This window comes from Mesorhizobium sp. M8A.F.Ca.ET.218.01.1.1, from assembly GCF_004791165.1.
Taxonomy (GTDB): Bacteria; Pseudomonadota; Alphaproteobacteria; order Rhizobiales; family Rhizobiaceae; genus Mesorhizobium.
In genome coordinates, this window is the sequence record NZ_SRUZ01000004.1 from 183,074 (window position 1) to 198,441 (window position 15,368).

At 61.8% G+C, this 15,368-nt stretch carries 14 protein-coding genes; 7 read left to right on the forward strand and 7 right to left on the reverse strand.

Going from position 1 to position 15,368, the window contains the following annotated elements; genetic code table 11:
• The first annotated feature begins 21 nt into the window (after positions 1-21).
• Positions 22-735 carry a DeoD-type purine-nucleoside phosphorylase gene (locus tag EN861_RS16865; RefSeq protein WP_127278244.1) on the forward strand — a complete coding sequence of 238 codons (714 nt, stop codon included), beginning with the start codon at positions 22-24 and terminating at the stop codon, positions 733-735.
• A gap of 379 nt (positions 736-1,114) precedes the next feature.
• Here EN861_RS16865 and EN861_RS16875 read toward each other — a convergent pair whose 3' ends face one another.
• Positions 1,115-1,522: a hypothetical protein gene (locus EN861_RS16875; protein ID WP_127278245.1), complete on the reverse strand. Its 408-nt coding sequence runs from the start codon at positions 1,520-1,522 to the stop codon at positions 1,115-1,117.
• A 343-nt stretch (positions 1,523-1,865) separates the two neighbouring features.
• On the opposite strand from EN861_RS16875, the gene urtA reads away from it, so the two are divergent.
• The 6 genes from urtA to EN861_RS16905 all read left to right on the forward strand — a co-directional run bounded on the left by urtA (position 1,866) and on the right by EN861_RS16905 (position 8,057).
• A complete protein-coding gene (urtA, locus tag EN861_RS16880; RefSeq protein ID WP_245512064.1) occupies positions 1,866-3,146 on the forward strand; it encodes an urea ABC transporter substrate-binding protein in 1,281 nt (426 codons plus the stop codon).
• A gap of 107 nt (positions 3,147-3,253) precedes the next feature.
• A complete protein-coding gene (urtB, locus tag EN861_RS16885; protein ID WP_135864449.1) occupies positions 3,254-4,870 on the forward strand; it encodes an urea ABC transporter permease subunit UrtB in 1,617 nt (538 codons plus the stop codon).
• A complete protein-coding gene (urtC, locus tag EN861_RS16890; RefSeq protein WP_135864451.1) occupies positions 4,867-6,102 on the forward strand; it encodes an urea ABC transporter permease subunit UrtC in 1,236 nt (411 codons plus the stop codon). The genes urtB and urtC overlap by 4 nt, the downstream gene beginning before the upstream one ends.
• Before the next feature lie 6 nt (positions 6,103-6,108).
• On the forward strand, positions 6,109-6,855 hold the full coding sequence (gene urtD / locus EN861_RS16895) for an urea ABC transporter ATP-binding protein UrtD (RefSeq protein WP_135864454.1): 747 nt from the start codon (positions 6,109-6,111) through the stop codon (positions 6,853-6,855).
• A gap of 69 nt (positions 6,856-6,924) precedes the next feature.
• The gene (urtE, locus tag EN861_RS16900; RefSeq protein ID WP_127278250.1) at positions 6,925-7,620 is read left to right on the forward strand and encodes an urea ABC transporter ATP-binding subunit UrtE; all 696 of its coding nucleotides are present in this window, start codon (positions 6,925-6,927) and stop codon (positions 7,618-7,620) included.
• 260 nt (positions 7,621-7,880) lie between these two features.
• Positions 7,881-8,057, forward strand: coding sequence for a hypothetical protein (locus EN861_RS16905; RefSeq protein ID WP_084636783.1), 177 nt, complete (start codon positions 7,881-7,883; stop codon positions 8,055-8,057).
• A 39-nt stretch (positions 8,058-8,096) separates the two neighbouring features.
• Here the strand turns inward: EN861_RS16905 and EN861_RS16910 are convergent, their stop codons facing one another.
• The 6 genes from EN861_RS16910 to EN861_RS16935 all read right to left on the reverse strand — a co-directional run bounded on the left by EN861_RS16910 (position 8,097) and on the right by EN861_RS16935 (position 15,363).
• A complete protein-coding gene (locus tag EN861_RS16910) occupies positions 8,097-9,245 on the reverse strand; it encodes a GGDEF domain-containing protein (RefSeq protein WP_127278251.1) in 1,149 nt (382 codons plus the stop codon).
• A 182-nt stretch (positions 9,246-9,427) separates the two neighbouring features.
• Positions 9,428-10,234 (reverse strand): DUF72 domain-containing protein, encoded by an 807-nt coding sequence (locus tag EN861_RS16915; protein WP_127872541.1) that lies wholly within the window; start codon positions 10,232-10,234, stop codon positions 9,428-9,430.
• Between the two features lie 28 nt (positions 10,235-10,262).
• Positions 10,263-10,769: a GNAT family N-acetyltransferase gene (locus tag EN861_RS16920; RefSeq protein ID WP_135864456.1), complete on the reverse strand. Its 507-nt coding sequence runs from the start codon at positions 10,767-10,769 to the stop codon at positions 10,263-10,265.
• Positions 10,769-13,690 carry an excinuclease ABC subunit UvrA gene (gene uvrA / locus EN861_RS16925; RefSeq protein WP_127872539.1) on the reverse strand — a complete coding sequence of 974 codons (2,922 nt, stop codon included), beginning with the start codon at positions 13,688-13,690 and terminating at the stop codon, positions 10,769-10,771. The genes EN861_RS16920 and uvrA overlap by 1 nt, the downstream gene beginning before the upstream one ends.
• 702 nt (positions 13,691-14,392) lie before the next feature.
• Complete coding sequence (locus EN861_RS16930; protein ID WP_245512065.1) at positions 14,393-14,644, reverse strand: hypothetical protein; 252 nt, start codon at positions 14,642-14,644, stop codon at positions 14,393-14,395.
• Positions 14,645-14,757: 113 nt separating this feature from the next.
• Positions 14,758-15,363, reverse strand: a complete 606-nt coding sequence (locus tag EN861_RS16935) for an ATP-dependent Clp protease proteolytic subunit (protein WP_135864461.1) — start codon at positions 15,361-15,363, stop codon at positions 14,758-14,760.
• Positions 15,364-15,368 lie beyond the last annotated feature (5 nt).

The following is a 15,368-nucleotide window of genomic DNA, read 5'->3' on the forward strand; positions in this document are numbered from 1 at the left end:
GCGGGCTTGGGGGAGCAGCTGTTGACGCCACACATCGAGGCAAGCAAGGGCGACTACGCCGACACGATTTTGTTGCCGGGCGACCCGCAGCGCGCGGAGTGGATGGCCGGCACGTTCCTCGACACGCCGCGTTGTGTCAATCGTCGTCGCGGTGCGCTTGGCTTTACCGGCTCGTTTCGAGGCAGGCCCATCAGCATTCAGGCGACGGGTATCGGTGTTTCATCGTTCCTGATCTATGCGCATGAATTGCTTGATTATTATGGCGCTCGGACACTGATCCGCACCGGTACCTGCGGTGGCCTGAGCGCCGAGGCAAAGCTGCGCAGCCTTGTGATCTCGCAATCGGCACGGCCTGAAGACACTGAGAACGGCCGGGTCTTTGGCCTTTACGAGGCTGATGTCGGCCCGGATCCGGCGCTGCTCGCTTGCGCATTGGCCAAGGCAACCGAACTCGGCATCGACCACCACGCCGGCCTGACAGCCTGCACCGACATATTCTACCATCCCGACCCACGTGCCCGCTATGCCGACGCCAGGGCGCTCGGAGCGCTGGCCGTAGACATGGAAACCAGCGCTCTCTATCGCATCTCGGCGCATTTCGGCGCGAGGGCATTATCGCTGCTGACCGTGGTCGACAATCTGCTCACCGGCGAACAGACCGACTATTCCGAACGCCAGGAGCTTTTCACCGACATGAGCCGCCTGGCGCTCGAAATTGCCACGGAAGCGCGCTAGGCGGCCTCGCGCAACGATCGTTGTTTCATAGCCATCGGCGGCGGCGTGGGTCTTGTCGTAGACGCGTCATCGCCGAGCGCGTTTCGCGCCGCACGCTCCTGAAAGGCAGCCTTGCATCCAGCGCATTGATCGCCGGCGGCAGCTTTGTCGGCTCGTTGTTTGCCGGCGAAACACATGCGGTCGCCGCTCTTTCGACACTCGGCTTTCCCGAGTTGAAGCGTCGCGAATGAAGGGGGAGGATGAAGACGGGGAATTGGCCATGGTGTCGGCCTCTCGAGGTGGATGTGACGGCGCACCGCTGCCTATCCAGTTTCGGCAACATCCAGATGACACGGCAGACGTGCAGACTCCCAAGGCAGCCCCGATGGGAGGCGAAGGCCTACTGATTGCCTCCCTTGGTGCAGGTCGAGGCGGTGAAGGCCCCGTCGGGTTGCTTCATGATGATGTCGAAGGAGGGCGGGTTCTGGCCGTCCAGGGTTGCCTGGGTCATCGAGAGCGCGTTGCCGCCGGCGGTATAGCCGCCGAGCGGGCCCAGCCACGAAATCACACCGTTTGCATCCATCTGATAGTTGTAAGCCTGTTGGGCGGTACCGAAGGTGACGGGGCCTGTGTAGGCGTTTCCCTTGATGGTGATGTCGCCGAGGTTGAGGAACAGGCCGAGCAGATAGACTTCGCAGTGATAAGTGCCATCGGGCATCTTGCCATCGCTGAAATCGGCTCGTGCCGCTCCGGTTGCCGCCGCCACAGACAAAATGCCGATGAATATGCGTGAAATGCCTGATGTCATGACGTCGTCCGTTTGAACGACAAGCTTGCCCTATTTTCGTGCCGCGCCGCAACATTTGTCGTCCGCGACACGTGCGCCAAGGTCAAAATATAGGCACGTGTCAAAAATGAGCTAAAATTAGGCATACGCCTCGTGCGCTGCGCAAATTTCCCTCAATCATTTTTTAACCGGCTCTCTTATCTCTGTTCATTCTAATGTATCAACTAACTGATAACGTTCGGTTAGTTTGCTATTTTCAGCAAGCCGGCAGCGGTTGGCACGGGGGTTGCATCGTAGTGTTGCGGTGCAATCAACCAGCTTGGGAGTCTTCGGTATGAGGGGTAATTTCTCGACAATAACAAAAATGGTCTCGGCGGGCGTGGTCGCCGCCGGTTTGATGATATCCGCTCCGGCCAGGGCTGCCGACGACACGATCAAGGTCGGCATTCTCCATTCGCTGTCGGGCACAATGGCGATTTCGGAGACGACGCTGAAGGACGCCATGCTGATGCTCATCGACGAGCAGAACGCCAAGGGCGGCCTGCTCGGCAAGAAGCTTGAAGCCGTCGTCGTCGATCCGGCTTCCAACTGGCCGCTGTTCGCCGAAAAGGCGCGCGAACTGATCTCCAAGGACAAGGTCGCGGCGGTGTTCGGCTGCTGGACCTCGGTGTCGCGCAAATCGGTGTTGCCGGTGTTCTCCGAGCTCGACAACATCCTGTTCTATCCCGTCCAGTATGAGGGCGAGGAAAGCGAGCGCAACGTGTTCTACACCGGTGCGGCTCCAAACCAGCAGGCCATTCCGGCCGTCGACTATCTGATGAGCAAGGACGGCGGCTCGGTGAAGCGCTGGGTGCTGGAAGGCACCGACTACGTCTATCCGCGTACCACCAACAAGATCCTCGAAGCCTATCTGAAGTCCAAGGGCGTCGCGGCCGAAGACATCATGACCAACTACACGCCGTTCGGTTTTTCCGACTGGCAGACCGAAGTTTCGGCGATCAAGAAGTTCGGTTCGGCCGGCAAGAAGACCGCCGTCGTCTCGACCGTCAATGGCGACGCCAATGTTCCGTTCTACAAGGAACTCGGCAACCAGGGCATCAAGGCCGAAGACATCCCGGTCATGGCCTTCTCGGTGGGTGAGGAAGAACTTGCCGGTCTCGACGCCAAGCCGCTGGTCGGCCATCTTGCGGCCTGGAATTATTTCGAGAGCGTCAGCACGCCCGAGAACAAGAAGTTCATTGCCGACTGGCACAAGTTCATCAAGAACAACAAGCGCACCACCAACGACCCGATGGAAGCCCACTATATCGGCTTCAACATGTGGGTGAAGGCGGTTCAAAAGGCCGGCACCACCGATCCGGACAAGGTCATCGATGCCATGGTCGGCGTTTCGGTGCCGAACCTGACCGGCGGCTATTCGACGATGATGCCGAACCATCACATCACCAAGCCGGTGCTGATCGGTGAAATCCAGGCCAATGGCCAATTCGAAACGGTTTCGAAGACACCGGGCCTGGTGATGGGCGACGAATGGTCCGACTACCTGCCCGACTCCAAGGACCTGATTTCCGATTGGCGCGCGCCGCTCAGCTGCGGCAACTTCAACGTCAAAACCGGCAAGTGCGGCGGCAAGGGCACGAACTGATCCTCCCCGGGCTGGACCTTCGGGTCCACGCCCAAGACCGCGCGCGTCCGGACAGTTCCTCCACTGTCCGGACGCCAACTTCAACCTTCAATGGTCACCGAAAGCCGATGAAGATTCTCCACGCGATTGGCCTGACGCTTCTGTTCCTGCTGACGACGCTGTCGTCTTCGGGCGCTGCGGAAGCCGATCTGCGTGCCATCATCGCCAAATTCGCGACAGTAACGGACTTTTCCGAAACAGGAGCTGTCGTTCAAGAGTTGACGGCCACAGGCGATCCGGCTGTCGAACGGCCGCTTGCTGCATTGGCGGACGGCAATCTTTACGTTCGTACGGCCGACTCGATGGTGTTTGTCGGCAAGGAAGGCGACGAAAACGTCCAGCTTTTCGACCCGCTGAGCGGCGAGCCAGCAGGCGAGGCCTCCGAGGACGACATAACCAAGATCAGCGTCAACAACACGTTGCGCCGCACGATCCGCGATGCATTGGGCACGTTGACGCTTGGTTCCAAGGATCCGACGGTCCGCATCGCCGCCGCGGACACCATGTTCAAGACACCGGACGCCGCCAATATCGGCCCGCTCGACGCAGCCATCGCCAGTGAAAGCGTGGCAAGCGTCAAGGCTTTGCTGGAACAGGCGCGTGCCGCTTCCATTCTGGTTTCAGACAAGCCCGACGCAGACAAGCTCGCCGCAATCGCCCTGATCGGTGCGCGCGGCGACCGCGATGCTGTTTCGCTGCTCACCTCGGTCGAGGCCAACGCCTCTGGAGCGGTCAAGGACGCGGCGACGGCTGCGATCGCAAACATCAATTCGACGCTGGCCTTGTGGGATGCCGGCCAGAACATCTGGTATGGGATATCGCTGGGTTCGGTGCTGCTGCTGGCAGCGATCGGGCTTGCGATCACGTTCGGCGTCATGGGCGTCATCAACATGGCACATGGCGAGATGGTGATGCTCGGCGCCTACACGACTTTCGTCGTCCAGCAGGTGATCCGCACGTCCTTTCCCGGCCTCTTTGACTGGTCGCTGGTGATCGCGCTGCCGCTTGCCTTCCTGGTTGCGGCATTCGTCGGTCTCATCATCGAGCGCGGCGTCATCCGCTTTCTTTACGGCCGGCCGCTGGAGACGCTGCTGGCGACCTGGGGCGTATCGCTGATCCTGCAGCAGGCGGTGCGCTCGATCTTCGGACCGACCAACCAGGAGGTCGGCAATCCGTCCTGGATGTCCGGCTCATTCGACGTCGGACAACTGGCCATCACCTGGAACCGGCTGTGGATACTGGTGTTCGCGCTCACGGTGTTCGGCATGTTGGTCTACGTGATGAAGCGCACGCCCTGGGGCCTGCAGATGCGCGCAGTCACCGCCAATCGGCGCATGGCCGCCTCGATGGGCATCAGGACGCCGTGGGTCGACGCGCTGACTTTCGCGCTGGGGTCCGGCATTGCCGGTATTGCAGGCGTCGCGCTCAGCCAGATCGACAATGTTTCGCCCAATCTCGGCCGCGGCTACATCATCGACAGTTTCATGGTCGTCGTCTTCGGCGGTGTCGGCAATCTCTGGGGCACGCTGGTCGGCGCCTTCTCGCTCGGCATTGTCAACAAGGTTCTCGAACCCTATGCCGGCGCCGTGCTCGGCAAGATCGTCGTGCTGGTGCTGATCATCCTTTTCATCCAGAAGCGCCCGCGCGGCCTGTTCGCGCTCAAGGGCAGGGCGGTGGAAGCATGATGTCAGGACGCTTCTTCGCCGCGGGTGCCAACCGCCGCATCGCCATCACCATTTTCGCCCTGCTGGCGGTGGCCGTCATCGTGCCGCTGCTCAACCTGGCTGTTTCGCCAACCAGCGCCTTCTACGTGCCGTCCTACATAGTCGCGCTGACCGGCAAGTATCTCTGCTACGCGCTGCTGGCGCTGTCGCTCGATCTGGTCTGGGGCTATTGCGGCATCCTTTCGCTTGGCCACGGCGCCTTCTTCGCGCTCGGCGGCTATGCGATGGGCATGTATCTGATGCGCCAGATCGGTTCGCGCGGCGTCTATGGCAATCCGATCCTGCCTGATTTCATGGTGTTCCTGAACTACAAGCAATTGCCGTGGTTCTGGACCGGGTTCGACCATTTCTGGTTCGCGGCAATCATGGTGCTGGCGGTGCCCGGCCTGCTTGCCTTCGTCTTCGGCTGGTTCGCCTTCCGCAGCCGCGTCACCGGCGTCTATCTCTCGATCATCACCCAGGCGATGACCTATGCGCTGCTGCTCGCCTTCTTCCGCAATGACATGGGCTTCGGCGGCAACAACGGGCTCACCGATTTCAAGGATATTCTGGGCTTTAACGTGCAGGCCGACGCGACCCGTTCGGCGCTGTTCGCGGCCAGCGCGGTAATGCTCGCGCTCGCCGTTTTCATCACCTGGGCGATCGTCGGCTCCAAATACGGCAAGCTGCTGATGGCCGTGCGCGACGCGGAGAGCCGCACGCGGTTCCTCGGCTGGCGGGCGGAGAACGTGAAACTGTTCGCCTTCACCGTTTCGGCCGTCATGGCAGGCATTGCCGGCGCGCTCTACGTGCCGCAGGTCGGCATCATCAATCCCGGCGAATTCGAACCGTCCAATTCGATCGAGGTGGTGATCTGGGCGGCGGTGGGCGGACGCGGCACCATCGTCGGGCCGATCATCGGCGCGCTGCTCGTCAATGCCGGCAAATCCTGGTTCACCGGTGTGCTGCCGGAATTCTGGCTGTTCGCGCTGGGCGGCCTGTTCGTCGCCGTCACCTTGCTCCTGCCGAAGGGCATAATCGGCATGTGGGACAGTTGGCGCGGCAATGCCAGGGCATTGCGCGTAGCTTCCCTCGCTGACGAAGCCGGCACCGAGGTGAGAGTCGCATCCGCCACCTCGAAGCCTGCTCGATCGCCGGCGAGAAATCCAGGCGAATGGTCCTGGTCTGATCCCGAACCGCAGGCTGCGGAGTAAGCGGCCATGAGCAAGTCCAACACAATCCTCTATCTCGACGGCGTCTCGGTATCCTTCGACGGCTTTCGCGCCATCAACAATCTGTCGCTGGTGCTCGACAAAGGCGAGATGCGCGCCATTATCGGCCCCAACGGCGCCGGCAAGACGACGATGATGGACATCGTCACCGGCAAGACGCGACCCGACGAAGGCGAAGTGTTCTTCGACGGCCAGGTGGACCTCACCAGGCATGACGAAGCCGAGATCGCCATGATGGGCATCGGCCGCAAATTCCAGAAGCCGACCGTCTTCGAAAGCCACACGATCGAGGAAAACCTGATGCTGGCGCTGAAGGGGCCGCGCTCGATCTTCCCGGCGCTGTTCCACCGCCAATCGCCCGCCGAGACGCGACGGATCGACGAGATTCTTGGCATCATCCGGTTGGGCGACAAGCGTCATGACCTGGCGGCCAATCTTAGCCACGGCCAGAAGCAGTGGCTTGAGATCGGCATGCTCTTGGCCCAGGATCCGAAGTTGCTTCTGGTCGACGAGCCGGTCGCCGGCATGACCGATGCCGAGACCGAGGAAACCGCGCGGCTGCTCAGGGACATCGCCCGTGACCATTCGGTCATCGTCGTCGAGCACGACATGCATTTCGTGCGCGAACTCGGCGTCAAGGTCACCTGCCTGCATGAGGGCTCGGTGCTCTCCGAAGGGACGCTCGATTTCGTATCGGCCGACGAGCGCGTCGTCGAAGTCTATCTGGGGAGATGAGCATGGTCTGGCGGGTGCAATTCCATCACTTCGACATGTCGTTTCTTCGGTTCTGGAGAAGGCGCTGACATGCTCGAAGTTTCCAATGCCACGCTCCATTACGGCGCCGCCCAGGCGCTGCGTGGCGTGTCGCTGAAGGCGGCTGCCGGCCAGATCACCTGCGTGCTCGGCCGCAACGGCGTCGGCAAGACAAGTTTGATGAGATCGATCGTCGGCCATCACCGGCTGACGAGCGGAAGCGTTGCCTTCGAGGGGAAGGCGCTCGACCGGAGCGCGGCGTATGACCGCGCCCGGTCGGGCATCGCATTCGTGCCGCAGGGCAGGGAGATCTTTCCGCTGCTCAGCGTGCGCGAAAACCTCGAATCCGGCTTCGCGCCCTTGAGGCGCGCCGACCGCGACGTGCCGGCGCACGTCTTCGAGCTGTTTCCGGTGCTGAGGCAGATGCTTGGCCGCCGTGGCGGCGATCTTTCCGGCGGTCAACAGCAGCAGTTGGCCATCGGCAGGGCGCTGGTAATGCGGCCGAAGCTGCTGGTGCTCGACGAGCCGACCGAAGGCATCCAGCCCTCCGTTATCAAGGACATCGGCCGCGCCATACGTTATCTGCGCGACCAGGCCGGCATCGCTGTGTTGCTGGTCGAACAGTATCTCGACTTCTGCCGAGAGCTTGCCGACGAGGTCAACATCATGGATCGCGGCCAGATCGTCCACACCGGCCCGGCGCAAGATTTAGACCGGGCTGATGTTCGCAAATTCCTCACGGTCTAGAATCGGCACTGGACTTCAGTTGAAGATTTGAAGTTCTTGGCAAGTCCAATATTTCTTCCATCCATCATCCGCGTCTCTGGCACACGCGATGTCGCATGCTAGTCTTTTCCAGGCTTTGTGAGTCGGCCGCTTCCGTATCAGTCTGGTTATCGCAGATCGAGGCGCGGCGAAGGTTCTGCAAGTTCCACGCAAGCAAGGCTTCCTAGCTTCCCGATCTCTGTCGTTCAAACGCGTTTGGGCACACAGGCTAAGGGACAGCCATGGAACGTTACGTCGAGGACTACCAGAAGCGGCGGCTTACCGAACGTGTCGACATCATTGCCGCCATCAATATCTTGAGGTCACAGGGCTGCGACTACGATGATCTGATCGAGGAGATCACCAAGGTCTTCTACGTCGACCTCGATGCCTTCAATGAAATCGTCATGGCCGCCTAGGGGCAGTCTTCGATCACAGACTCGCCATGATGCGAGTGATTAGCTCGCGCGCCGGAATGGCGAGGCGATGACGCGGTTGCGGCCTCCGCGCTTGGCGTCGTAGAGCGCCTTGTCGGCGGCGCTGAGCACCTTGTCCAAGCTGAGGCCCTCCTTGCTGCCAAACGCAAATCCGGCGCTGACCGTGCAGGTGAGCGAGCCGGTTTCGGTTTCTATCAACCGCATCGCGAAAGCCGCCCGGATGCGCTCAGCTGATTCCTCGACCGTCTCCGGCAGAGTGCGCCTCAGCACCAGTGCGAATTCCTCGCCGCCCATGCGCGCGGCGACGTCGGCCGATCGAAGGTTGGCTGCCAACTCTCTGGCGAACACCTTCAGCACCTCGTCGCCCGCCGCGTGGCCGAATTCGTCGTTGATGGCTTTGAAATTGTCGAGGTCGAAGACGACCACGGCGGTAAAGGCGCCGACCGGAATATGGCCATGCATGTCGAACAGGGCGCGCCGGTTGAGCAGGCCGGTCAGGGGATCCGTCAGGGCGTTGCGGTGGTGGTGCCGCGCCAGACGCCCCTGGTTGAGGGCAAGCGAAAGTGCCCCAATACCCGTCATGCTGGCGATCACCACGATCAGGCTGAGCTCTTCCGCCCAATTGCTTGGCGCGTGGCCGAGCACTAGTTTTCCGTCCCAGGCGAGAACCATGGCGCAGAGCGAGAAGGACGTGGCCGTGGCCGAATAGAGCGTGGTGATGCCGATCGTCAAGGCGGGCGCCTCATCGCGGCCTCTCCAATATTCGAACGCCGTGGCGAACAGGAGCAAGGCGGCGAACATGTTCTCGAACATGAAGCCGAGGCCGTCATAGCCCAAAGCCATGGGAGGCAGCGCTATCGCCAGGGAAACGCAACCCCACAGCGCCCGCGGCAGCGGCGAGCCGCCGGTGCGGAACTGATAGGCGGCACCCAGCATGGCCGAAAAGCCGATCAGCAGGAACGCCGAGGTGGCGATGCCGAGCAGGCGCCCGGGCATGTCGATATAGGCGTCATAGATGAAAATATCGCCAACCACGAACACCAGGCTGATCGCCCATGTCAGCAGGAACTTTTCCGAGCGGGCGGTCAGCCACATGCCGAACAGCGTCAGGCTGAGGCAAGCGGCGGAGAAACCGACAGCGAGCAGAAGTGAAGTGTAGTCGAGCGACATGCCCCTCTTTCCCTGCCGGCGACGGCTCCAGCTCTGCAGCTTGGCGTCGGAGTATTCATGCGGCAAGGAAGTGTCGATAAGGTTACGATCACGGCGAAGATGCCCAGGAATAGGCGCTTTGCTGCGCCCAAAACGCATGGGCGACGCACTATAGTGGGTGCTGGAAACCGACTGATGCTTTTTCAGTCGCTTACGCGCTTCATCAGCGCCATTGCCCCGAACGGCGCGCGCACCTTGCCCTCGGTGATGAAGTAGAGGAAGACGTCGCGCGGCTGGACCGGGGCGTCGGTAGCGGGGTCGGCGCGCCGCAGATCGGCCGGCTGCTTGCCTTCCGCCCAGATTTTTGCGCGCGCCGCCCATTCGTCGATGCCCTTTGGCGTGTAGCAGTCGGGATTGTCGTCGCTGCCGGTCTGCAACCGCGCATAGACGAAATCGCCGGTGATATCGGCGATGTCAGGATATTTGGCATGGTCGGCATAGACGATCGCCGCCTTGTATTTGCGCGCGAGTGCGGCGAACTCCGGCACGATGAAGCTGTCGTTGCGCACTTCGAGCGCGTGGCGCAGCGCGACGCCGTCCTGCTTTTCCGGCAGCAGTTTCAGAAACGCCTCGAAATCGTCAGGGTCGAATTTCTTGGTCGGCGCGAACTGCCACAGGATCGGGCCGAGCTTGTCGCCGAGCGCGGCCACGCCGGAACCGAGGAAACGCATCATCGATTCACCGGCTTCGCCCAGCACACGCCGATTGGTGACGAAGCGGTTGCCTTTCAGCGAATAGACGAAACCGTCTGGCGCCTCGTTGGCCCATTTGACGAAGGTCGGCTCCTTGAAGCTCGAATAATAGGTGCCGTTGACCTCGATGCTCGGCACTTGCCGGCTGGCGTAGTTCAGTTGCTTGGCCTTCGACAACTTGTCCGGATAGAAGGACGTGTCCCAAGGCTCGAAGGTCCAGCCGCCCATGCCGGCGCGGATTGTTCCCGATTTGCTCATCGTCGTCCTCCCAGATTTCTAAAAGCGATCAAGCCGCGGTGGGCCTGTCGACGGGTTTGGCCATGTCGACCAGTACCCACCCTGGCCGATAGGGATTGGGTCGGCGACCCGTTTCGTGAAAACCATAGGCGAGATAGAGCGCGATGTTCCGTTCCATCTTGGCGTTGGTGTAGAGCCGCACCTCCGGCAGGCCCCACAGACTTGCCTGTTCATCCGCGTGATTGAGTAACGCGATGCCAAATCCCTTGCCTTGGGAGCCGGGGGCGACCGCGACGGAGAAGATCATGACGTGGTCGGGATGGCGCTCCAGCGTGATTAGCCCGGCAAGCGTGGCGTCCCTCTCCAGCAGCCAGACCTCGCCCTGGGCGACGCGCGGTGCGTAGTCCTCGGTAACCGGGATCGGTGGCGCGTCGAGTATCGCGTTGTAGGGGGCATAGGCCGCTTGAGTCAGCGCGACGATCGCGGCGAGATCTTCTGGGCGGGCAAGCCTCACGCCAAAGCTGCTCTGGACCGTGATGCGACCATCCCTACCCATCACTCCGCCGCTTCGCGCTTGCCCCCCGGGCGCCGTTCCAGAAGCTCCTTGAGGAACTGGCCGGTGTAGCTGCGCTTCTCCCGCACGATTGCTTCCGGCGTTCCAGACGCGACCAGCTCGCCGCCGCCATCACCGCCTTCGGGACCGAGGTCGAGCACCCAGTCGGCGGTCTTGATCACTTCGAGATTGTGCTCGATGACCACCACCGTGTTGCCCTGGTCGACCAATTCGTGCAGCACTTCCAACAGCTTGGCGACGTCGTGGAAATGCAGGCCAGTGGTCGGCTCGTCGAGGATGTAGAGCGTCTTGCCCGTCGCCTTGCGCGACAGTTCCTTGGCCAGCTTGATGCGTTGCGCCTCGCCGCCCGACAGCGTCGTCGCCTGCTGGCCGATATGGATGTAGCCGAGGCCGACCTGCTTCAGCGTGTCGAGCTTGTCGCGCACGCCAGGCACGGCGGCGAAGAAATCGACGCCTTCCTCGACGGTCATGTCGAGCACGTCGGCGATCGACTTGCCCTTGAACAGGACGTCGAGCGTCTCCCTATTGTAGCGCTTGCCGTGGCAGACATCGCAGGTGACGTAGACGTCGGGCAAGAAGTGCATCTCGATCTTGATGACGCCGTCGCCCTGGCAGGCCTCGCAGCGGCCGCCCTTGACGTTGAACGAGAAACGTCCCGGCTGGTAGCCGCGCGCCTTGGCTTCCGGCAGGCCGGCGAACCAGTCGCGGATCGGCGTGAAGGCGCCGGTATAGGTAGCGGGGTTCGAACGCGGCGTCCGCCCGATGGGCGACTGGTCGATGTCGATGACCTTGTCGAGGAATTCCAGCCCCTCGATGCGGTCGTGTTCGGCCGGATGCTCGCGCGAACCCATGATGCGGCGCGAGGCCGCCTTGAACAGCGTCTCGATCAGGAAGGTCGACTTGCCGCCGCCCGACACGCCGGTGACGGCGGTGAAGGTGCCGAGCGGGATTTCGGCGGTGACGTTCTTCAGATTGTTGCCGCGCGCGCCGACAACCTTCAGGCGCCGGTTCTTCTTCGCCTCGCGACGCACGCCGGGCGTCGCTACTTCGAGCGCACCCGACAAATATTTGCCGGTGATCGAATTGGGGTTGGCCATCACCTGCTGCGGCGTGCCCTGGGCGATGATCTCGCCGCCATGGATGCCGGCGGCCGGACCCATGTCGACGACATAGTCGGCATGCAGGATGGCGTCCTCGTCATGCTCGACGACGATCACCGTGTTGCCGATGTCGCGCAAATGCTTGAGCGTGTCGAGCAGACGCGTGTTGTCGCGCTGGTGCAGGCCGATCGACGGCTCGTCCAGAACGTAGAGCACGCCGGTGAGGCCCGAGCCGATCTGCGAGGCCAGCCGGATGCGCTGGCTTTCGCCGCCCGACAGCGTGCCGGAATTGCGCGACAAAGTGAGATAGTCGAGACCGACATCGTTGAGGAAGCGCAGGCGCTCCCGGATTTCCTTCAAGACGCGGACAGCGATCTCATTCTGCTTGTCGTTGAGCTGCGCCGGCAGGTCGGTAAACCAGCGATCGGCATTGCGGATCGACTGTTCCGTCACTTCGCCGATATGCTTGCCGCCGATCTTCACCGCCAGCGCTTCAGGCTTCAGCCGATAGCCCTTGCAGGCCGGGCAGGGCGTTGCCGACATGAAGCGCTCGATCTCCTCGCGCATCCAGGCGGATTCGGTTTCCTTCCAGCGTCGCTCGAGATTGGGGATGACGCCTTCGAAGGTCTTGGTCGTCTTGTAGGAGCGCAGGCCGTCATCATATTGGAAGGTGATTTCGCGCTCGCCGGTGCCGCGCAGGATCGCCTCCTGGGCCTCGGCGGAAAGATCCTTGAACTTGTCGCCGAGCTTGAAGTTGTAGGCCTTGCCCAATGCCTCGAGCGTCTGCGAGTAATAGGGCGAGGTCGACTTCGCCCACGGGCTGACGGCGCCGTCGCGCAGCGACACGTTCTCGTCGGGCACGACGAGGTTGGGATCGATGGCGCGCTGGCTGCCGAGACCGTCGCAGGTCGGGCAGGCGCCGAACGGGTTGTTGAAGGAGAACAGCCTGGGTTCGATCTCCGGAATGGTGAAGCCGGACACCGGACAGGCAAATTTTTCCGAGAACAGGATGCGCTCATGCGTCTCGTTCTTGGATTTGTTGACCGAATCCTCGCCGGTCTGGCTGGCGTCGAGCGGCTTGTCGGCGAACTCGGCCACCGCCAGCCCCTCGGCCAGCTTCAATGCCGTCTCGATGGAGTCGGCGAGACGCGTGGCAAGGTCGCCGCGCACGACGATGCGGTCGACGACGACGTCGATGTCGTGCTTGTATTTCTTGTCCAGCGCCGGCACGTCGGCGATTTCATAGAAGACGCCGTCGACCTTGACGCGCTGGAACCCCTTCTTCTGCAACTCCAGCAGTTCCTTGCGGTATTCGCCCTTGCGGCCGCGCACGATGGGCGCCAGCAGGAACAGGCGCGTGCCTTCCTCGACCGCCAGTACCCGGTCGACCATCTGGCTGACCGTCTGGCTCTCGATCGGCAGGCCGGTGGCCGGCGAATAGGGCACGCCGACACGGGCAAACAGAAGCCGCATATAGTCGTAGATCTCGGTGACGGTGCCGACCGTCGAACGCGGGTTCTTCGAGGTGGTCTTCTGCTCGATGGAGATGGCCGGCGAAAGGCCGTCGATCTGGTCGACGTCGGGCTTCTGCATCATTTCGAGGAATTGCCGTGCATAGGCCGAGAGGCTCTCGACATAGCGGCGCTGGCCCTCGGCATAGATGGTGTCGAAGGCGAGCGATGATTTGCCGGAGCCCGACAGGCCGGTCATGACGATCAGGCTGTCACGCGGCAGGTCGAGATCGACATTCTTCAGATTGTGTTCGCGCGCCCCGCGAATGGAAAGGAATTTATGGTCGGCCATCGCCGGTCGCCGCCTCAGATCTGGAATTCATGGGATTGGCGGGTTTTTCCCGGCCATCCCCTATGTAGGTCTTTTTGCCGCCACGTCGAGAGACGCCACAACTCCCGACAGAAGTCGTTTAACCGTCTTTCGCGCGAAGGGGCAAGCGCAAAGAACAAAGACCGAACACGCTCCTGACAAAGCTGTGCGGAAACTGACCCTGACGTAACCTCCCGGCGATCACATTTTTCCGTAACCGGCTATTGATGGTTGACGCGACCGGCTCACGGGGGCAGTCTCCAGAGGTCAGCGAAGCCGGCCGTCTTTCGATGGCCTCGCCGCCCCAAGGCGGCCTGCGAGACGCCGCAGGCATTTGCGATTTGCGCTTCGCGATGGCAATGTCGCAACGGACAAAAGGAGCGGAGCATGACGCCACCGGACAGTCCCCCAGGGCTCCACGTCTCGTTGGAGCCGAGGCAGGCATAAGTGCCAGGGTATAGCGTTTGCGCCACCAGACAAACCGTGACCTGCCATATCCCCCAAAATTAGAGACTGTTAGTCGGATCGTCGGCTGAATGCCGCGAAGCATCCGAAATCCAACGCCGGCAGTACACTCCCGGCAAAAAATGGATTTGAGATCCAGAAAAGCCCCGTCCGTTTGCCCCAGGCACGGCGGGGCTATTCTTTTGGGCGGGCTCGAGTTTGCAGGACCGATCTTTTGCCCTACCTGGGCGGCTTGATCCCGCCAACCCCGACATCGACCGTGATGCTGCCGGAAATCCTGACATCCGTATCGCCGATCTTGAACTGCCCGTTGCCGCTGCTAGGGAATGCGTCGTCGGGTTCGGGCACCGGGGCTGGCTTGGCGATGCGATAGTCGCCGCTCACGCCGGGCAGGGCGCCTTTCCGAGCCGACGACGAGGCGCCGTCGGCAAGTGCCGCACAGGAGAAAAGGCCGACGATGGCGAGCACCATGGTGGCTGTGACACGGTGCAATGGTCTTGATCGATGTGCGTCGGTCATCCCCCTGTTATAGGGACCTGCCGCCACTTGAACCAGACCGGTATCGTCAAATCTTCGTTCTCGGGTCACGCCGCCTTTTTGCGGGTGTCGAAAACATGGTCGACAAGGCCCCATGCCTGGGCCTCGCGGGCCGTCATGAAATGGTCGCGGTCGAGCGTGCGTTCGACCTCTTCATAGCTGCGGCCGCAATGCTGGGCGTAGAGTTCGGTCATGTGGCGCTTGGTCTGGCCGATGCGTTCGGCATGCCGCTGGATGTCGGAAGCTTGGCCCTGGAAGCCGCCGAGCGGCTGATGCAGCAGGATGGTGGCATTGGGCAGCGCGATCCGGCGCCCGGCCGTGCCCGCCATCAGCAGGAACGATCCCATCGACGCGGCAAAGCCCATGCACACGGTCGACACCGGGCAACTGATATATTGCATCGTGTCGTAAATGGCGAAGCCGCTGGTCACCATGCCACCCGGCGAGTTGATGTAGAGCGAAATCTCCTTCTCGGGATTGTCCGACTCCAGCGACAAAAGCTGCGCGCAGACTAGCGCTGAGACGCCGTCGTTGATCTCGCCGTTGATGAAGACGATGCGCTCGCGCAGCAGCCGCGAAAAAATGTCAAATGCACGTTCGCCGCGGCTCGATTGCTCGATCACCATCGGCACAAGACTGGCAACACCGCTCATTTTTC